The organism is Dyadobacter chenhuakuii (assembly GCF_023821985.2).
GTDB lineage: Bacteria > Bacteroidota > Bacteroidia > Cytophagales > Spirosomataceae > Dyadobacter > Dyadobacter chenhuakuii.
In genome coordinates this window covers 173,196-191,292 of sequence record NZ_CP098805.1, presented here as the reverse complement: position 1 = coordinate 191,292, position 18,097 = coordinate 173,196, and the positions used below count along the sequence as shown (strand labels likewise).

At 45.2% G+C, this 18,097-nt stretch carries 18 protein-coding genes; 10 read left to right on the top strand and 8 right to left on the bottom strand.

What is annotated here, in order from left to right; genetic code table 11:
- Positions 1–101 precede the first annotated feature (101 nt).
- From NFI80_RS00880 to NFI80_RS00870, 3 genes are all read left to right on the top strand, one after another.
- Positions 102–1,004 carry a bestrophin family protein gene (locus NFI80_RS00880; RefSeq protein ID WP_235179412.1) on the top strand — a complete coding sequence of 301 codons (903 nt, stop codon included), beginning with the start codon at positions 102–104 and terminating at the stop codon, positions 1,002–1,004.
- 327 nt (positions 1,005–1,331) lie between these two features.
- Positions 1,332–4,394, top strand: coding sequence for a SusC/RagA family TonB-linked outer membrane protein (locus NFI80_RS00875; RefSeq protein WP_235164350.1), 3,063 nt, complete (start codon positions 1,332–1,334; stop codon positions 4,392–4,394).
- Between the two features lie 6 nt (positions 4,395–4,400).
- The gene (locus NFI80_RS00870) at positions 4,401–5,909 is read left to right on the top strand and encodes a RagB/SusD family nutrient uptake outer membrane protein (RefSeq protein WP_254414164.1); all 1,509 of its coding nucleotides are present in this window, start codon (positions 4,401–4,403) and stop codon (positions 5,907–5,909) included.
- Positions 5,910–5,997: 88 nt separating this feature from the next.
- Here NFI80_RS00870 and NFI80_RS00865 read toward each other — a convergent pair whose 3' ends face one another.
- From NFI80_RS00865 to NFI80_RS00845, 5 genes are all read right to left on the bottom strand, one after another.
- Positions 5,998–6,402 (bottom strand): response regulator, encoded by a 405-nt coding sequence (locus NFI80_RS00865; protein WP_233796841.1) that lies wholly within the window; start codon positions 6,400–6,402, stop codon positions 5,998–6,000.
- Complete coding sequence (locus NFI80_RS00860; RefSeq protein WP_235164348.1) at positions 6,389–8,305, bottom strand: PAS domain-containing sensor histidine kinase; 1,917 nt, start codon at positions 8,303–8,305, stop codon at positions 6,389–6,391. Before NFI80_RS00860 ends, NFI80_RS00865 begins: the two co-directional genes overlap by 14 nt.
- A gap of 174 nt (positions 8,306–8,479) precedes the next feature.
- Positions 8,480–8,914, bottom strand: coding sequence for a GNAT family N-acetyltransferase (locus tag NFI80_RS00855; RefSeq protein WP_235164347.1), 435 nt, complete (start codon positions 8,912–8,914; stop codon positions 8,480–8,482).
- 12 nt (positions 8,915–8,926) lie between these two features.
- A complete protein-coding gene (locus NFI80_RS00850; protein ID WP_235164346.1) occupies positions 8,927–10,093 on the bottom strand; it encodes an FAD-dependent oxidoreductase in 1,167 nt (388 codons plus the stop codon).
- Between the two features lie 28 nt (positions 10,094–10,121).
- Entirely contained in the window at positions 10,122–10,871 is a 750-nt protein-coding gene (locus NFI80_RS00845; RefSeq protein WP_233796845.1) for a helix-turn-helix domain-containing protein, read from the bottom strand.
- Between the two features lie 212 nt (positions 10,872–11,083).
- Here NFI80_RS00845 and NFI80_RS00840 point away from each other — a divergent pair, with 212 nt between their 5' ends.
- From NFI80_RS00840 to NFI80_RS00820, 5 genes are all read left to right on the top strand, one after another.
- Positions 11,084–11,680, top strand: coding sequence for a Crp/Fnr family transcriptional regulator (locus tag NFI80_RS00840; RefSeq protein WP_233796846.1), 597 nt, complete (start codon positions 11,084–11,086; stop codon positions 11,678–11,680).
- Positions 11,681–11,750: 70 nt separating this feature from the next.
- Positions 11,751–12,158 (top strand): hydroxyisourate hydrolase, encoded by a 408-nt coding sequence (gene uraH / locus NFI80_RS00835; RefSeq protein WP_233796847.1) that lies wholly within the window; start codon positions 11,751–11,753, stop codon positions 12,156–12,158.
- A gap of 123 nt (positions 12,159–12,281) precedes the next feature.
- Positions 12,282–12,830 (top strand): NADPH-dependent FMN reductase, encoded by a 549-nt coding sequence (locus NFI80_RS00830; protein ID WP_235164345.1) that lies wholly within the window; start codon positions 12,282–12,284, stop codon positions 12,828–12,830.
- A gap of 71 nt (positions 12,831–12,901) precedes the next feature.
- Positions 12,902–13,465, top strand: a complete 564-nt coding sequence (locus NFI80_RS00825; RefSeq protein ID WP_233796849.1) for a Crp/Fnr family transcriptional regulator — start codon at positions 12,902–12,904, stop codon at positions 13,463–13,465.
- An 82-nt stretch (positions 13,466–13,547) separates the two neighbouring features.
- Positions 13,548–14,474 (top strand): alpha/beta fold hydrolase, encoded by a 927-nt coding sequence (locus NFI80_RS00820; protein ID WP_233796850.1) that lies wholly within the window; start codon positions 13,548–13,550, stop codon positions 14,472–14,474.
- 134 nt (positions 14,475–14,608) lie between these two features.
- On the opposite strand, the gene NFI80_RS00815 is transcribed toward NFI80_RS00820, so the two are convergent.
- Positions 14,609–14,920, bottom strand: a complete 312-nt coding sequence (locus tag NFI80_RS00815; protein ID WP_233797102.1) for a winged helix-turn-helix transcriptional regulator — start codon at positions 14,918–14,920, stop codon at positions 14,609–14,611.
- A gap of 157 nt (positions 14,921–15,077) precedes the next feature.
- On the opposite strand from NFI80_RS00815, the gene NFI80_RS00810 reads away from it, so the two are divergent.
- On the top strand, positions 15,078–15,818 hold the full coding sequence (locus tag NFI80_RS00810; protein WP_233796851.1) for an SDR family NAD(P)-dependent oxidoreductase: 741 nt from the start codon (positions 15,078–15,080) through the stop codon (positions 15,816–15,818).
- Between the two features lie 251 nt (positions 15,819–16,069).
- On the opposite strand, the gene NFI80_RS00805 is transcribed toward NFI80_RS00810, so the two are convergent.
- On the bottom strand, positions 16,070–16,768 hold the full coding sequence (locus NFI80_RS00805; RefSeq protein ID WP_235164344.1) for a carbon-nitrogen hydrolase family protein: 699 nt from the start codon (positions 16,766–16,768) through the stop codon (positions 16,070–16,072).
- Between the two features lie 325 nt (positions 16,769–17,093).
- Positions 17,094–17,456 carry a winged helix-turn-helix transcriptional regulator gene (locus NFI80_RS00800; protein WP_235164343.1) on the bottom strand — a complete coding sequence of 121 codons (363 nt, stop codon included), beginning with the start codon at positions 17,454–17,456 and terminating at the stop codon, positions 17,094–17,096.
- Positions 17,457–17,551: 95 nt separating this feature from the next.
- Between NFI80_RS00800 and NFI80_RS00795 the strand changes: the two genes are divergently transcribed.
- Positions 17,552–18,082 (top strand): NAD(P)H-dependent oxidoreductase, encoded by a 531-nt coding sequence (locus tag NFI80_RS00795; protein ID WP_235164342.1) that lies wholly within the window; start codon positions 17,552–17,554, stop codon positions 18,080–18,082.
- Positions 18,083–18,097: the final 15 nt, after the last annotated feature.

The window sequence follows — 18,097 nt, the reverse complement described above, 5'->3', positions numbered from 1 at the left end:
GTGAGCTGTTTTTTTATCAATTATTTATGAAATCTTGCTGGCTGCCCAGTGCGGGCATTCTTTTTTATCACAAGCATTTACGTTATACAAATTCCCCTATCATGTACGTTAAGCAAGTCTTTTCAATCTGGCGGCTGCTCAAAGGCATCTGGCACGGTCTGCTGGCCGTTACTGCCTACGCGACGCTGGTTTTTTACCTTTTTAGCTACCAGAACTGGCATTTTCTCTCTTTTCCTATATCCATCATTACCATTCTGGGAACGGCGATTTCGCTGCTGCTGGGTTTCAGGACCAACTCAGCTTATGATCGCTGGTGGGAAGGCCGAAAGGTTTGGGGCGAGATCGTCAACGACAGCCGAACGCTCATCAGGCAGTCTATCACTTTTATTAAGGCCAACAAAGACGAAAAAGACGAAGTGGTCGCCAACATCACCCATTTACAGATTGCCTGGTGCTATGCCCTGGCCAATTCTTTACGCAAAGAGCCGGTTTTGGTTTATGCCGATCTGCATTTGACGGCCTCCGAGCATGATTACGCAGCCAACCAGAACAATATTCCCAACGCAATTTTAAATCTGATACAGTTCAAATTCTCCGAGCTGCACCAGGATGGCAAGATCGAGACCCTGCTTTATCAGAACATTGACCAGACCCTGCAACGCTTATGCGATGCCATGGGAAAGTGCGAGCGGATAAAGAACACCATTTTCCCAACGCAATACAGCTTTTTTGTCGTGCTGGTTATCTTCATATTTACGTTGATCCTGCCCATGGGTCTTGTCGAAAGCATCGGCCGGATCGCTATTCCGATCACATTCATTATCTCGTTTCTCTTTCTTTATATGGAATGGATCGCCTACGTCATGCAGAATCCATTCGAAAACGGGCCAAACGACATTCCCATGACCTCACTTTCGCGAACAATCGAGATTAATCTCTTAGAGCTGATCGGGGCAAGCAAAATCCCGGAGAAGATTTTGCCGAAGAATGGGGTGGTGATGTAAATTACCGTTGATTCACAGAATAGCTATCTTATTTCACTTGGTTTGGGCACATATGCTTATTCCAAGTTTCTCCTTCCACAGCTTTTGATAATTTTTTGGCTCAATCTATGCCTGCTTAAAATCGGGAATTCTTGCGTTATCGAGCACATAATTTGCGTGAACGAAAACACCTGACCAGTAGATACTATAATGTATGAGAGCTGAATACAAAAAGATCTATTGTAAAATCTAAGAATTAATACATAAAAATTGCACTATTTCTCAATACACAGTATTGATGGGTAGTAAAATTTGGGTTACTTTGCCGGGTAAACAAAATTTACTACTATGACAAAACCTAAGCCCAAACAAAAAAAATCCTTGTGGTTACCCAGTAAAAAGTCACTGCGCTATCCCCTTGCAATGATGATCGGGATATCACTTTTTGCCCCGCAACAAGGCAGCGCTTTGTCGCTGATCGCCTACCCCACTTCGCAGGTAGGCAGCCTGGACCGGACCGTAACGGGTAAAGTAAAAGATGAAAAGGGAGAGCCCCTTGTGGGGGTAACCATTACCCTTAAGAACAACAATGCTATCGGTGCTGCGACCGATATGAACGGGGATTTTTCGATGAGCATCCCCGAAAATCTGGTTGCCAATGCAACGCTAATATTCAGCTACATCGGTTACGCACCCGTTGAGGCTGAATTAGGTCAGAAAACAGTGTTTGACATCTCACTGAGCTCTTCCATCCAGGAGCTGGACCAGGTTGTAGTGGTGGGATATTCAGCCAAAAAGATGAAATACCTGTCAAGTTCCGTTACAACGATTAATAACGAAAAACTCAGAGATGTCACATCCAACGAGCTTCCCAACCTGCTTCAGGGTAAGGCGCCGGGCGTTGTGGTTTCGAGCGCGTCGGGTGATCCTACCAGCGCAGGACGTATATTGATCCGCGGAGCAGGCACTATTTCTGCGGGAACATCCCCGTTAATCGTCGTTGACGGAAACATTGGCGGCAGTTACAATCCTGTCGATGTTGAAAACATTACGGTCTTAAAAGATGTTGCTGCAACAGGACTCTATGGTTCGCGCGCAGCCAATGGTGTTATCATTGTCAATACAAAAATGGGGAAAGCAGGTAAAACCCAAATCAGTTTTGCCAATACCATGGGATTTGCCCAGGCTACGACCGGAAATTTCCGCCTGATGAATTCCCAGCAGTTGTATGATTTCCAAAGCACTTTTTACCCGCGGGATGCATCGGTGCTGCAAACCAATACAAACTGGTGGGATGAGGCTTTCAGGACAGGATTTGTCAATAACCACACCGTCTCTGCCTCCGGTGGAAGTGAGAAAACCACTTTTTACATTTCTGCCAACTATTATAAGGAGCAGGGAACGCAGATCGAAAATGATAAGACGGGCTACAACTTCCGCGCAAACCTGCAATCGCAGCTGACGAAAAAATTGACTGCCAAAGTGCTGTTCAATGGCGTCTTCAACAAGGATAACTATGCAAACAGCAATACTTTATACGATGCCTATAACAACCTTCCATTCGACCCAGCATATGATGGTGAGGGCCAACCCACAGACGGCAGAAGCTACCCCGGATGGCTGGGACGCGAGCGTGAAAATTTCCTGCATTCCGTTCAGTATAACTATGCGAAGGCCCAAAGCCTGAATGTTACAACCGATGTGGACCTGGACTACGAGCTAACAGATAAAATCACATTGTCATCCTATAACCGGATCAACTTTGGAAATGGCCTGAGTGCGAGCTATAATGACAAACGCACCAAACAGGGCGGGGCCAACGGTGGTGAGCTCTATAACGGAACAAGCTATTCCAACCGCTTGCTTACCTCGAACCGTATACGCTATTCCGAAGATTTCGGCAAGCACGGACTTACGCTTCTTGGCGTTGCCGAAGCGGAAACGACTTATTCGAGCAGCACCAGCGCGGCAGGAAAAGGCTTGCCTCCCGGCCGTGACGTAATGTCTGTGGCTACGGATATCCTGACCAATCCTACCGGGCTCAATGAGCAGGTAGGTTTCCGTAAATTTCTGGGACAAGCCGATTATAACTACGACAACAAGTATTTTCTGATCGGATCTTTTGTAAACGAATTTTCTTCTTTGTTTGGAAAAAACAACTCTACGGCCAATTTCTATCAGCTAGGAGCATCCTGGATTCTGAGTAATGAGGAGTTTTTGAAAAACAACAAAACCCTGACTTTTGCAAAACTTCGTGCGAGTAATGGAACGGTTGGTAATGCAGACGGTCTAAGCAATTTCGCTTCATTGGGATTGTATACCATTTCTGCCGATGCATCTTACTCGGGACTTCCCGGCGCAGCTCCTTCGCAAAAAGGAAACCCGGACCTTACCTGGGAGAAGATCAAATCTTCAAACATCGGATTTGACCTGAGTTTTTTCAATCGCATTGACCTGGTTGTGGACGCCTATGTTAAAGAGGCCAGCGAGCTGCTATACCGCAAACCGCTGGCAGCAACGACGGGTTACGGCTACGTTTGGGTAAATGCAGGCTCTATCCGCAATAAGGGTATCGAGTTCAGTCTGACATCTACCAACATTAAACGCAATGGTTTTAATTGGGAAACTAACCTGAACATGGCCTTCAACCGCAACAAGGTTCTCGAACTGAGCGATGGTTCTACCGTATTCAACTCCGGCGCACGCCAGCCTATCGCTGTCGGGCATAATATGGATGAGTACAACATGCCGATCTGGGCGGGTGTAAATCCGGAAAACGGCGATCCGCAATGGGAGAGAATTGTAAAGGATGCTAATGGTAATCTTACCAAAGAACTAACGAGCACTTATAACCAGGCGCAAACGGCCGATTCACGTCAGTTTACAGGAAAAACGGCTGCTCCCAAGTTCACGGGTGGCCTTTCCAATACATTGACCTACAAGAACATTACCTTTTCTGCATTCTTTAACTTTGTTTACGGAAACTGGGTATATAATGAAAGCCGTGTTTATTTCGACAATGATGGTTTCTATGAGGCCTACAACCAAATGGTGCCTGCCAAAGATTGGAACCGCTGGCAAAAGCCGGGTGACGTAGCGACGCACCCCAAAGCAATTGTGGGAGGTAACAAAGATTCCAATCAGTCTTCTTCGCGTTACCTGGAAGATGGTAGTTACGTCCGGCTGAGAAACGTTCGCGTGGGTTACTCGCTTCCTGACAATGTTCTAGGAAGAAGCGGCTTTTCGCGGGTTTCTGTTTTTGTAAGCGGTGATAATTTATGGACGGCAACCAAGTTTTCAGGCCCGGATCCGGAAGTTTCCTTATCACAGGTTGATTTAAGCTCCGGACTATCGAGTTTAAGATATCCAATCAGCAAAAAATATCTTATAGGGATCAACTTTTCATTCTAATATTATATGAGACAATATTCAATATTTAAATTCCTATTAATGGGGTCGCTGACACTGGGTACGGTGTCCTGTGAGAAATATTACGAACCCACAACTTCCATTGACGAAGAATCGGCACTAACCAATGCGGGAGATGTTGAGACGGCAACCATCGGCACTTACGCTGTATTATTGAATGCAGCTTATGTGCGCAGCGTGCATTTTTTGATGGAATATCCCAGTGACGAAGTTGCACAGGGACAGTCATCAGGCGATGACCTTACGCGGGCATATCGTTACACGCATATCAATACTTCGGGTCATGCCACTAATTTCTGGGGCCAGGCTTACAAGGTGATTGCGGCAGCCAACAAGATTATTGCATACGTTCCCGATGAGTCCTCCATTACACTGCGCCAGCTCAAAGGTGAGAACCTTTACCTGAGAGCGATGATGCATTTCAATCTGGTGCGTGTTTTTGGTCGGCCGTATCCTCAGGAAAACGGCAATAACCCAGGCGTTCCACTGCTTTTGGACGGATTAAGCGACGATCAGATCAACAAAATCACCCGCAGCTCAGTAAAAGACGTTTACGAATCCGTCATTCAGGATCTGCTCAAGGCAGCGGATCTGATGTCTGAAAATAAGTCAAATTCATTTGCATCAAAAGAAGTTGCTCAGGCGCTGCTTTCACGTGTATATCTGTACAAAGGTGAGAATGATAATGCAATCAAATATGCTGATCTGGTTATCAAATCGGGACGCTACAAGCTGGTTCAGGGCGGAGAGTACAGCAGCTATTTTAAAACGGCCCCTGCCAGTAATCCCGAAACCATCTTTGCTATTCGCCACACAAAAGTGCAGGATAGAGCATTCTCGGCGATTGGATCCATGTATTTTAGCGCCGATGCATCCGGCACGCCGCAGGGACAAGGCGTAAGTGGCTGGGCAGAGATTTATGCCTCAAAAAAGTATGTTGACTTTCTTTCCAAAAATCCGGGTGACCTCAGAAACAATTTTGTCTCGCCATATACGATCAATGGGGCTCTGCAGTATAATGTCAAGCTGTCGCCCTCAACGCCGATGTATTATGTTAACAAATACTCCATGCAGGAAGGCGTCATCAACCTGAGCTCACCCGTGTATCTGCGTCTTGCAGAAATGCACCTGATCCGGGCCGAAGCCAATGCGAAACTGGGAAAAACTGCCCTGGCACTGGAAGATGTAAATTTGATCCGCCAGCGTGCAGGTCTGACGGGTGATAAACTTTACACCGTTGCCAATCTGGGAACGAAAAAGGCCCTGGATGTAGTCATGGAGGAGCGAATGCTTGAATTGGCATTTGAAGGACACCGCTCTTATGATCTGTTCCGTAATAATCTGCCAATGGAAAGAAATTATCCAGGAACACATTCTTTGAACAATACGCCTACAACCAATGTAAATCAGAAAGTATTGCCCACCGACCCTCGCGTGATATTCTTTATCCCGCAGGCCGAAATCGATCGCAATGCAAAGCTGACCCAGAATCCCTAAACTGGATACTGCCCGATAACAACAAACGGCGCGAAAATTTTCGCGCCGTTTGTATTTTGTCAATGTGCTTATTTCTTTTCTGATACTATCAATTACTCGACTTTGCCGGACTTAAGAGCTGATATAACCTTTCTACATAGTCCTGATAATGAATGAAAACGTCGGGCTTTACAAGGAATTGGCGTGCGCCCATGGCAAGGCATTTATTTCGGGTGGCATCAACCGACGAAGTTGAGGTAGCAACCACGTCAATACCGCTATATTTTGAGCGCACCTCAGAGATGATATCATACCCGTTCTTGCCGGGCATGTTTAGGTCTGTGATCACCAATTCGGTAGTGGGATCCGCCTGCTTACCAAGCCAAGCCATCAATTGGTCGCCATTTCCAAACTCACCGACCACTTCAAAACCGGCAAATGAGTTGAAGGCATCAACCATAAAAAACCGTTCATCTTCATCGTCTTCTACGATAGCTATTTTAAACCGCTTCATTTTCCTGAGTTGTTGCAGGCCAGCCCTGCGGGATAATAACATGAAAACTCGTTCCTTGGCCAGGTTTTGACTCAACCCAAATCCTGCCGTTATGGCGTTCTACCACTTTTTTACAGATGGCAAGGCCAACCCCGTTGCCTGGATATTTGCTGGCAAAATGCAGCCGCCTGAATACACCGAACACTTTCTCGAGGTGTTCATTGGGTATCCCTATGCCGTTATCCTGAACGACCAGCTCTATGTGCTCATCCTGGCTGAATGCACTAATAATAACCTCGGGTTTTTCTTTTTCGGTGAACTTTATAGCATTGCTTAAAAGGTTCTGTAAAAGCTGTACAAGCTGCACCCTATCTCCGTATAAGTAGTCAACTTGTTGATTTATAATAAGCTCGGTGCCACTCTTTTGGATGGCATCGTCCAAAATCTGCACTGCCTCGGCAATTACATCGCTGGCTTTAAGTTTCTGCTTCTGTAAATTTACATTGCTGATTTGGCTATAATACAGCAAGTTATCAATCAATTCCTGCATCCGTTGCACACCCCGCAAGCTTTTGGCCAAACTGATGGGAATGGTCTCAAAATTCTCCTGCTGCAGGTTTTGTTTCATTAGAAGCAAATGACTTTTGATGGTCCGAACCGGCTCCTTTAAATCGTGGGACACTACGGCTGTAAATTCTTCTAGTTCCCTGTTCACGACTGACAACCGGTCGTTGCTTTCGGAAAGTTCTGCGGCTAGCTGGCGATATTGATTCGAGCTTTGCTGTAGAGCCTGCTCAGCCAGCTTACGTTCAGTCAAATCGCGGGTCACCTTTGAAAAACCCGTATGCCGGCCTTCTGGATCATACAGGGCAGTAATAACAATATTTGCCCAGAAACGGCTTCCATCTTTGCGTAAACGCCAGCCTTCCTCTTCATATTTACCCGAAGCACGCGCGATTTGCAGCTCCCTTACCGGTTTGCCTCCGATGATTTCTTCTTCGGGATAAAAAACAGAAAAGTACTTTCCGATTATCTCTTCGGCCGCATAGCCCTTGATTCGTTTAGCCCCTTCGTTCCAGCTAACAATCCGGCCTTTGGTATCAAGCATGAAAATCCCATAGTCCCCCACCTGCTCAACAAGCGATCGGTAACGGATCTCACTTTGGCGCAAAGATTCTTCGGCCATCATCTTATCTGTCAGATCACGAACTACTTTCGAATAGCCTATGTGTTTGTTATGCGCATCATATAGGGCCGTCAGTACAACGCTCGCCCAGAATAATGAGCCGTCTTTTCTGACCCGCCAACCTTCCTCGCGGTATGTCCCCGTTGTTTTGGCAACATCAAGCTCTGTTTCCGGCTTTTTTGCCAGCAAGTCGTCGTGCGTGTAAAAAAAAGAAAAGTAACGACCCAGCACTTCCGGAGCCGAATAACCATGCACCAGACGGCCGCCATCGTTCCAGGTCACAATGTGCCCCTGCGTATCGAGCATAAAAATGGAATAATCCCGCACCGCCTCAACAATCAACCGGTACCTTTCTTCGCTTTCCAGCAGCGCGATTTGTTCCTGTTTCTTTTGGGTAATATCTTTTATCAATACAGAAAAACCCCAATGGCGGTCCTTCTCATCAAAAATCGGCCAGTATGAGGTCTCAGCCCAATACCGGCTGGCATCCTTTCTAAGCCCCCACCCTTCGATAAAAAAGCCATTCCTGTCTAATGCCTGATTAAGCTCGTATTGTAACTTGATGGCGTCTGGCTCCGGCCCGGACAAATTGGCTAATGACAGAGTTTTTAACTCATTGTCGGTATACCCGGTAAGCTTAGTGGCAGCGGCGTTGGAAGAAACGATCTGTCCGTCATTGCCGGCCGTGAAGACAGCTTCGCCCAGGTGTTTTAACACCGCAATCTCGCTTGGAAGCATAGTTTAAAATTCTTATTAGCTGCTCGGAATAACCCATCGTTCAAAGATAGGCTTGCCTCCCAGTATTCTACCAAGTTGTAAGACCGATTTTTCTAAATTGTCTCAAAAAAGATAACAAAAAAGGTTCTTCTGCAACCAATTTGCATGTTACGGCTACATATTCACGAGGGCGATCTAGTCATTTGCGCTGAGCAGTAAAAACTCCCCTTCTGAGCTGTCACCTTTTTCAACGACTGTCCATTTTTTTCGTAGGTAAAAATCCATTGCGCTTTGGTTAGCAGTCAGACATTTGAGTCTTGCCGGCCGGCCAATCACTTTCAAACAGGAATCCAACAAAGCAGTTCCTATGCCTTGCCCGTGAAAATCCGGGTCAACAAAAAGATTATGGATAAAGTTACCGGGTGCCCACCACGACACGAAGCCCACAGGCCTGCTCTGATAAACTGCCACCAACAGATTCTCGCCAACAATAGACTGATCAAAGTCACCAAGTTGAAATTCCGAGGAATTTACCCAGTAAAACGCATGGCGTCGCGATCTTAAAAAAACATGACGCAACGCTTCCGTGTGCTCGTTGCAATAAGGTGTTATCAGATTAATATTTATCATTGTCTACCGCCGTTATTTTTCCGTAAGATCATGCTTATAGCCCTCAAACATGTCAAGTAATTTATTCAGCGCACCTTTGGAATGCAGCATCTCGGTCGCGTCAAGTGACATTTTCGTTACCGCCGCTGCGCGCGCAGACATTTGCTTTTCGAATGTTGCTATCGCCTCGGTGATGGTGGCATGCTCACCCGATAGCAGTTGCGTTGCCAGCTCCATAGCGTCCTGCATGGCCATATTTACGCCCTCTCCTGCATATGGAGGCATTCGGTGTGCTGCATCACCGATCATCGTCAGGTTAGGGAGCGGCTCCCATTGCTGATTGGTGGGATAATGATACTGTGGACGCGCAACAAACCAAAGCTCGCCGCTTGCAAACAATTCCTGCCATATGTCGCTCCATAAGCCGAAGGCATCTTTAAACCAGTTCAGGACCTGTTCTTTATTTGAAAAGGAAATCCCACATTTGTCAATCCATTGCTCCGGCACTTTTATACCCGTATAAAAAGACAGGCTGCCATCGCCCTTGGCGCTTAGTATTAAGGATTGTTCATTGCCCAAAGCAAATACTTTGCCCCCTTTGGTCAGCTCACATAACTTCGGCGCGTTGCGGTTTGCATCATACAGGTTTCCTTCCACGATAGTTATGCCCGAGTAAAGCGGCTTAATGTCTGTAATGTATGGACGTACCCGTGAATTCGCGCCGTCGGCTGCTATGACCACATCAGCGTAAGCGCTGCTGCCGTTGCTGAAATGCAAAAGCCACCCCTCGCCTCTTTTTTCCATAGATAGAAAGTGGCTGTTCCATACGATCGTCTGATCTGCCAGTGATTCAATTAATATATCTCTCAAAGGCCCACGATCAATTTCGGGACGATTTTCAGTCAGCTCGCCAGAGTCGTGGTCGTCAAAATGGATACTAGCGTGCTGATCCGTAACCCGGAGCTTACCGGCGTGGGGCCGGTAACTGGCGTAAAAAGCATCCATCAGACCCGCCCGTCGCAGGGCTTCCAGGCCCGATTCCTCATGTAGGTCGAGCGTAGCGCCCTGAACGCGCACGCCCTTATTAAGGTCCCGCTCATAGACTTTCACCTGAGCGCCACCCATTTGAAGGAGTCGTGCCAGCGTTAAACCGCCCGGCCCGCCGCCCACGACTGCAATTGTCTTATTTTCTGTTGTCATTGTTTGTCTCTTTAATTATAAGACAAAACTAGTTGGGTGAAAGCGTGGAAAATTGTATAAATCGGTCGTTGGTGTTTTTGGCCAGCTCTTTGGGTACAACGCCAGCAAATTTTCGAATATCGCGGATAAAATGCGATTGATCTGCGTAATTTTCCTTTGGGAAAAGCTTGCCTGATTTGATATGCCCGAAAGAAGACCTGAAACGCAACACGCTGCAATAGGTTTTCAGTGACATACCAAAAGTATCCTGGAAGTAGCGGTTCATTTGCCTGGCGCTCCATCCGACATTTTCCGAAAGCGCTCTTACGCTCATGCCTCCGTGCGAGCTATAAATCAGATCAAACAGTCTTTTCTTTCGCGGATCAATATCTGCTGTGAGCATTTTTGATAGGACCTCTGTCAAAAGACCGGAAAACTCTCCGATGTTCTCGAAATCATTCAGGGTATCATTAAAATAGTTTGCCGGAAGCAAGCTTATGCTATCAGGCACAATCGGCAAAAAACTTTTAAAGAGATATTCGGCCGCCAGTGGGCGGAAGCTTATGCAAAACATGCTGAATCGGGGCGCTATCTCAACTTGCGAGGGCTGGGTTTCCAGACCATGCAAAAGGATACGCTGGTGATTTCTCGAAGTAAAGCTGACGTCCAACCGACCGTCCGGCAGGATGACGGCAGGTTTCTTATCATCAGTTTCATTTGCCAGTCTCCAAAAGCTTTCCACCAACGGTTCCAATGCCGGGATCGGCTGAACTGCTTCAAATTGGATACGATCCGTCATTTTTTCGAAGAGCTAAAACAATTGCAATATCGAGGATAAAACTTTATCAAAACCAGTTTTCAAGCGCCAGTTCTGTGTTGATTTAGCTCAAATGTATTACATTTCATGAGAGCAGGCAATGCGTGTTTTCAGGCCGATCAATTCTTACTGAATCCGTTTCCACAAGCGTGCTGCCCTTGTAAATACTAACTTTTTGTAAATATTCAGTGCTAATGCAACCAACCAATAAAATACCTGCTCTATATCAACCTCTGGCATCTTACATTCTGAGCAGACATGATATTGACCATGACAAACTTGAAAATATATGTTCATTCTTTCATCCCGTAAAAGCTGCCAGAAACCAAGTTTTGATCAGCTATAATGATACTTGCAGGGCCTACTACTTTATTAATACGGGATCTCTTCGGGTATTCACATTAAATAATGCAGGAGTTGAAACGTCGCGTTATTTTGCTTTTGAGGGCATGTTTGCCACGGCTCTGCCCAGCTTTATAGATCAGAAGCCGGCCTTGGAATATCTGCAGGCCCTTGAAAAATCAGAGCTGCTTGTAATATCACGAAAGGACTTTTTTCAGCTCGTAGATACCCTACCCGAGTTCAGTCGCATCTACCGGGAAATACTGGAATTAGGCTTTGTAAATGCTCAAAAACGTATTTACGGCTTCCAGGGTTTTGACGCGCTGGAAAAAGTAAAGTGGATCATTGCATCACAACCAAAATTTTTACTGCGGGTATCCAATAAGATGGCCGCTTCGTACCTGGGAATTTCTCCATCTACATTAAGCCGCGTAAAATCCCGACTCTAAAAACGTTGACTTAGGTCAACACTTTCGGCAAACCGGACTTGTAGCTTTGCAAGAAACAAACCTGAAAGCAATGAAAAAATTACTTTTTGTGCTGACGCTGATGCTAAGCACAACCCTGGCTTACCCGCAATCTAAAACGTATCAGTTATCAAGTCATATCCTTGATATATCCAAAGGAATGCCCGCATCAGACGTACCTATCCGACTGGAAAAACTGGACGCTGATAAAAAAACATGGTCAATCGTAGCGGAAAAAGTAACCGACTCGAATGGCCGGATTTCCGACTTTCTTAGCGCTGAAAGCTCTAATGAAGGTATCTACAAGCTGACGTTTTTGACAGCAGCTTATTTCAAAAAACAAAAAATAGAGAGCTTCTATCCGTTTATTGAGGTTGTCTTCGAGATCAAAGGCAGCAAACATTATCACGTACCAATCACACTGTCGGCATACGGTTATTCTACTTACAGAGGTAACTAGGTGGCAAATAATCAATAGTAGAGTCGGGCAAGGTAATTTGACTTGATACTGCGGCTATGCAACAACCAAACCGTTTAATTAACTTGCTGCTGAGATTTTCGGAAAGATTTAGAATACTCAATGATGAAACCAATTCGTATAATAGGTATTTCAGGCAGCTTGCGTTCAGACTCGACCAATACGCTTGTCCTGAAAACGCTGGCAAAATGTTTCCCTGAAAATGTAGATTACCAAATATTTGATGGTTTGGATAAAATCCCACATTTCAGGCCGGGACTTTCAGAAAATGAAGGTGTTATCAAATTTAAAATGGCCATCCAACATGCTGATGGCATTGTTATCTGCACACCCGAATATGCATTTGGCATCCCGGGAACATTGAAGAATGCACTCGACTGGACTGTGGCAACAGGCGATCTGAATGAGAAACCCGTGGCCGCCATCAGCTCTTCTCCGCTCAATACGGGCGGCGACAAAGCCCTTGCTGCCCTGCTGCTAACGCTGACGGCCCTGGGAACAAAGAAAAACCAGCAAAGCGCTTATTCCATTCCAAACGTAAATCTCAAGATCAACGCATTAAGGCAACTTGATGACGAATTAACGCAGACCGGACTGCAGGCGCAATGTGACAACCTGTTAGAAATTATCGGAAACGTGAAGCTCAACGGCTAAAAAATCAGGCGTGTACTGAGACCGATCCGGTCATTAATCTTGTCGATTTCTAAATCATAAATAGTATCAAAATGGAAGAATTCGTCAACTTTTTAAGAGGGGTGATATCGATTGATGACCTGGATCTTCAATTGGTGCTTTCCAGGTGTAACGAAAGGTTAGTTCCTAAGGGAAAGCTGATTTTGCGTAAAGGTCAAATCGCCAATCAATATTTTTTTATCGTATCAGGAGGGGTCCGCTTCTATTATCATCTGAACCAAGAGGAAAGAACGAGCTGGATTTGTTTCAAGGATGAGTTTTTTACAGAGATTTCCAGCCTTAATCCCCAAAAGCCATCCCGCTTTAACATTGACACCATCGAAGAAACCAGGCTGATTTTCATTGACAAAAAGGATATGGATTTCTTATATGCCCACGTGAGCGTCTGGCAAGAGTTGGGCCGCAAAATCTGGGAGGCAACCTCGGTCAGGATGATCGACCAGATCCTGAATTTCCAAACCCTTTCCGCCGAGCAGCGTTATTTGGAATTTATGAATAACCCTGAATTTTTACAAAAAGTACCAGTCAAACAGCTCGCCGAAGTCCTTGGCATTACACCGAATGCATTGAGCCGGATCAGAAAAAATGTCCGTTGATTACCGAATCTACCAAATGATAGATTCGGCGCATCCCTGACGCTTTACCTTTGAGCATTGAAAATCAAAACCTACTTGCTCAATGGAAAACACAGTGATCTCTCCAAATCAATATACAGAAGAAGAATTAATAAAGCACTTTCCTGGCTTTACCCATCAGCATGCAAACGTGAATGGCGTAGAGCTCCATTATGTCGATGGCGGCAGCGGAACGCCTTTGATTTGTTTGCCAGGTTGGCCACAGACCTGGTTCTCCTACCATCCGCTTGCCCAATCACTTGCTGAAAACTTCCGCGTCATTATCGTGGATATCAGAGGGATGGGCAGCTCAGAAAAACCTGCTGCCGGATATGACAAAAAGAACATGGCAACAGATATCCTCGAACTTGTAAAGCAACTTGGACTTACCAAAGTACATTTGATGGGTCATGATATCGGTGGAATGGTAGCGATGAGTTTTGCATTCAATTATCCAGATTTCGTCGACAAGCTGATTGTTCTGGATGGCTCTCACCCCAGTGAGGGCATGTTGCAAATGCCGCTGATTCCGCCAGCAGGAACATTTACAGAAAAGATGGATACCAATACGCCCTATGCCTGGTGGATGGGTTTTAACCAGATTAAAGCATTACCGGAAAAGATCCTGGAAGGACGCTTTCAATATTTGCTTGACTGGCTTTTCGAATACGTAATGATCGATGCCAGCAAAATGGGCACGCTCGACCGCGCTGTCTATGCTTCCGCATACAACGAGGCGGCAAGTATCCGGGCGTCCAATGCCTGGTACCAGTCATTTACCCAAGATATAGAAGACGCTAAACATTATAATCCCCTTGAAATGCCCGTTTTGGGGATCGGCAGCAATGTGAGCTACAACTACATGAAAATGGGTTTGCCTTACGTAGCCACGAATGTAAAAGTCGAAGGCATATTGGATAGCGGACACTATATGTTCGAAGAACAACCAAAAAAAGTCATTGAACTGGTGAACGGCTTTTTAGCATTCTAACCTCTTATTTCTATTTAACAGAAATGGCCTGCCACCCACGGCTTCCCATAGGCCTATTACTAATTAAAAATTATTATCTATAAACGCCAGCGACCCGCTCTAAAAGGGGCGTGAGCTTGTCACGCCCGCATCGTCTAATCATTTTGCATATGAGCAGCTACCTGCTCGCGGTGCATGTTACCCCAGTCGGACATGGAGGCAAGGACCGGCCTTAGGGTTTCGCCAAGTGCTGTAAGTCTATACTCGACGCGCGGTGGCACTTCCGGATATACCTGACGCTCTACAATGCCGTCATTTTCTAATTCCCGCAATTGTGCTACCAGCATCCGCTCGGAGATGCCTTCAATATCGCGGTTAAGCTCACCATAACGCATAGTCTTGTTGGAAAGTCTGCATAGGATCGCAGGTTTCCACCTACCCCCGATTAGGCCTAAGGCATAGGCCATACCGCAGCTATCAATAATTCGCTTTTCATTAAAAGCATTCGTAGAGTTCTCTTTTCTCATTTCTTACGTTTTTGTAAGTACCTAACAAATTTATAAGTACCATACAAATGTAAGGTATTTAGTAGAAATTTGATGCGTTAATTAATTACTGAATCAAATGAAAAAGTTAGAGAATAAAATAGCGCTGGTAACTGGTGGCAGCCGTGGTATCGGAGCAGCAATCAGCAAAAAATTAGCCCGCGAAGGTGCAACAGTCCTGTTCACCTTTTCGCATGCAACTGAGAAGGCCCAAGCAGTGGTGGCTGAAATCAAGGAAGCAGGCGGAAATGCAGTAGCGATTCAGGCAGATAGTTCCGACAGCCAACAGATCACCGATACAGTAAATGCCGCCATCGCAAAGTTTGGTCATATTGATATACTTGTGAGCAATGCAGGCATCTATATTGGAAAGGCATTCGAAGACCATACGCTTGAGGACTATGAGCGCATTATGTCCATCAATGTGCGTGCCGTCTACCTGGCTGCGCATGCGGTAGCAAAACAAATGTCAGCCGGTGGTCGCATTATCACCATCGGGAGCAATTTGGCAGATAATTCATTGAGCTCGCAGACAACTTTGTATACAATGAGCAAGTCAGCCTTACAGGGCTTCACCCGTGGTTTAGCGCGTGATCTGGGGCCAAAAGGCATTACGGTAAATTTGGTACAGCCCGGACCCATTGATACCGATATGAACCCCTCCAATACGGAACATGCTGAGTTTTTAAGGGGCAGGATGGCTATTCCCAAATATGGAACCGGCGAGGATATTGCAGGTTTGGTGTCTTTTTTGGCAAGTGAAGAAGGAAATTTTATTACAGGCTCCGCGCTGACCATTGACGGCGGTTTTAACGCCTGACCGGATTTCTGTGCTGTTGTCATTTAATGGGGCCGTCTCAAATCAAATTTGGGACGGCTCTATGCTTATGATACTTGCTGGACCATTTTGAATTAAAAATACTGGACTATCTGGCTGACCTGAGACCTATCTAACTTTGTAAAATTATCATAGTCACCTGAACCATACAGGCTGAGATAAAAACAATTACTGGCAAAAATGAGCAGTTAGTAACGGAATTTACACAATCCAAGCCTTGGTTTATAAGGGTGCTACAAATTAAACAGTAATAGTTTATCAGCTTCATCACCTAATTGTCCAGCCAGCTCACCGTCCTTACTCCAACTAGCGGAAAAGCCAGCACTTTGGAAGTTATCCTGATACCCCACACTGTTGGCCATTAACACTGTAATTCCAAAATCACCGGCTATCTGAGCTAGCCGTTTGTACGCACGTACCACTCCTTTGGCACTTTTTGCAACGCTAGCAATGTAGATATCAGCACCATTTTGAATAACACTACAGGCATGTTCTGGTACAAAAACTTCATAACAGATTGCAAAAGAGATTGTTCTCTCCTTCCACCTTATCAAGACCGGCTTTCTACCCGGTATGAAATAAGGCTCTTCGTCAGCATGAAGATATTGTTTGGAGTAAACCTGTCTAGGCTGATTAGGAATAAAGACTAGCAAGCTGATTAGGATACCATTACTACCTCTGGTAGGTAAGCCAACGCCAATAATAATGCCATTAGCATCGCTTAAATCCTGAAATGGTTGTAACCGAGAATCGTCCAAATGCATCACTAGCTCAACCGCTAATTCAGGTTCATATCCCGTTAATGATAGTTCCGGGAAAATAATAACATCGGCTTGCTCTTCGATTGCCTGTTTGATAAGACCAAGGTGCTCAACAATATTTCCTGAAATGTCACCTTTAACTGGTTTAGTTTGCGCGACACATAGCTTCATATTAATAAATCTTTGATTTTTATAATAGCATCTTTCTGCACATTAAGCCCGGTATGATATTACGCCAAAAGCATTGCTGTCGGACTTACGATGAACCGGTGCGTGCTCTGCGTGCCTGCTATCTCTGAGTAAAGTCGGTAACATCTCGCAAAGAAGCAATTAAAATAAATTAAGGAAAACGGATCTATAATGTCGGCAATAGCGCAATGATCACAGAATCATCGGCGATCGAGTTGCCCCGCAAGCTGCCTGGCGTAGGCGTCGGGCAAGGCGATCTGTTTAATTTCCGAATTCTGGTATTTACATATATATGGGATACCCTGGATTATTGACTAGTTAATTTTTTATGACGATCCCCCCAATTTTCCAACTCTTTGATGACAGGTTTTAAGTCGTATCCTATTTGAGTTAATTCATATTCGACGCGGGGTGGCACTTCTGCATATACGGTTCTTTTGACTATCATATTTTCTTCAAGCTTACGGAGCTGTAAGGTCAACATACGTTCGGTAATGTTTGGCAACTTCTTTTTCAGTTCCCCAAACCGAAGCTTACCGCTCAATAACCAGGAGCAGATGACCAGTGTCCACTGTCCGCCAATAACAGTTGAAGCATAAGCCTCTGGGCATTCTTCACTTAATGCACTCTTGTTGGAGAAATTGGTCGATGTCTGCTTAATCTTACTCATTACTTACATTATTTATAGTACCTAACAATCGGTGGGTAATATACGACTTCGATGTAGTGCATGCTACCTTTGTGTAGATTATTATTGATATTACTATGAAGACTTTAATCATTATTACGCACCCAACCATTGGCGAGTCTACCATCAATAAAAGGTGGATGGAGGAGCTGCTAAAGTTTCCAGAAGAGTACACTGTTCACCAGTTGTACGATGCATATCCAGACGAAAAGATAGATGTCCGGGCTGAGCAGCGCCTAGTTGAGCAATACGATAAGATTGTATTCCAATTTCCCTACTACTGGTTTAATATTCCCTCATTGTTAAAAAAATGGTTCGACCAGGTTATGACACACGGCTGGGCGTATGGTAGTAAAAGTGGATACTGCATGAAAGGAAAAAAAATAGCACTGGCCATATCGTTGGGAGTTGAAAAGGAGGAGTTGAGTAACGCAGGGATATACAAATATCCGCTCAACGAGCTCACAAGGCCATTCGAGCTAAGTTTTGAATATGTCAAAGCGGAATACCAACCGGCATTTGCTTTTTACGGTATGGAATTCAATGTTTCTGATAGCCACATCGAATTGGGTGTAAGATCATATATGAAATACTTGTCAGAATTTTAATAGCGATGCTATTGA

Bases quoted from the DNA above. Each gene is read 5' to 3' on its own strand.
- NFI80_RS00805 (WP_235164344.1), bottom strand. From the start codon at position 16,768: ATGAAGCTATGTGTCGCGCAAACTAAACCAGTTAAAGGTGACATTTCA.
- NFI80_RS00810 (WP_233796851.1), top strand. From the start codon at position 15,078: ATGAAAAAGTTAGAGAATAAAATAGCGCTGGTAACTGGTGGCAGCCGT.
- NFI80_RS00800 (WP_235164343.1), bottom strand. From the start codon at position 17,456: ATGAGTAAGATTAAGCAGACATCGACCAATTTCTCCAACAAGAGTGCA.
- NFI80_RS00850 (WP_235164346.1), bottom strand. From the start codon at position 10,093: ATGACAACAGAAAATAAGACAATTGCAGTCGTGGGCGGCGGGCCGGGC.
- NFI80_RS00815 (WP_233797102.1), bottom strand. From the start codon at position 14,920: ATGGCCTATGCCTTAGGCCTAATCGGGGGTAGGTGGAAACCTGCGATC.
- NFI80_RS00840 (WP_233796846.1), top strand. From the start codon at position 11,084: ATGCAACCAACCAATAAAATACCTGCTCTATATCAACCTCTGGCATCT.
- NFI80_RS00880 (WP_235179412.1), top strand. From the start codon at position 102: ATGTACGTTAAGCAAGTCTTTTCAATCTGGCGGCTGCTCAAAGGCATC.
- NFI80_RS00865 (WP_233796841.1), bottom strand. From the start codon at position 6,402: ATGAAGCGGTTTAAAATAGCTATCGTAGAAGACGATGAAGATGAACGG.
- uraH (WP_233796847.1), top strand. From the start codon at position 11,751: ATGAAAAAATTACTTTTTGTGCTGACGCTGATGCTAAGCACAACCCTG.
- NFI80_RS00830 (WP_235164345.1), top strand. From the start codon at position 12,282: ATGAAACCAATTCGTATAATAGGTATTTCAGGCAGCTTGCGTTCAGAC.
- NFI80_RS00825 (WP_233796849.1), top strand. From the start codon at position 12,902: ATGGAAGAATTCGTCAACTTTTTAAGAGGGGTGATATCGATTGATGAC.
- NFI80_RS00795 (WP_235164342.1), top strand. From the start codon at position 17,552: ATGAAGACTTTAATCATTATTACGCACCCAACCATTGGCGAGTCTACC.
- NFI80_RS00855 (WP_235164347.1), bottom strand. From the start codon at position 8,914: ATGATAAATATTAATCTGATAACACCTTATTGCAACGAGCACACGGAA.
- NFI80_RS00845 (WP_233796845.1), bottom strand. From the start codon at position 10,871: ATGACGGATCGTATCCAATTTGAAGCAGTTCAGCCGATCCCGGCATTG.
- NFI80_RS00870 (WP_254414164.1), top strand. From the start codon at position 4,401: ATGAGACAATATTCAATATTTAAATTCCTATTAATGGGGTCGCTGACA.
- NFI80_RS00860 (WP_235164348.1), bottom strand. From the start codon at position 8,305: ATGCTTCCAAGCGAGATTGCGGTGTTAAAACACCTGGGCGAAGCTGTC.
- NFI80_RS00875 (WP_235164350.1), top strand. From the start codon at position 1,332: ATGACAAAACCTAAGCCCAAACAAAAAAAATCCTTGTGGTTACCCAGT.
- NFI80_RS00820 (WP_233796850.1), top strand. From the start codon at position 13,548: ATGGAAAACACAGTGATCTCTCCAAATCAATATACAGAAGAAGAATTA.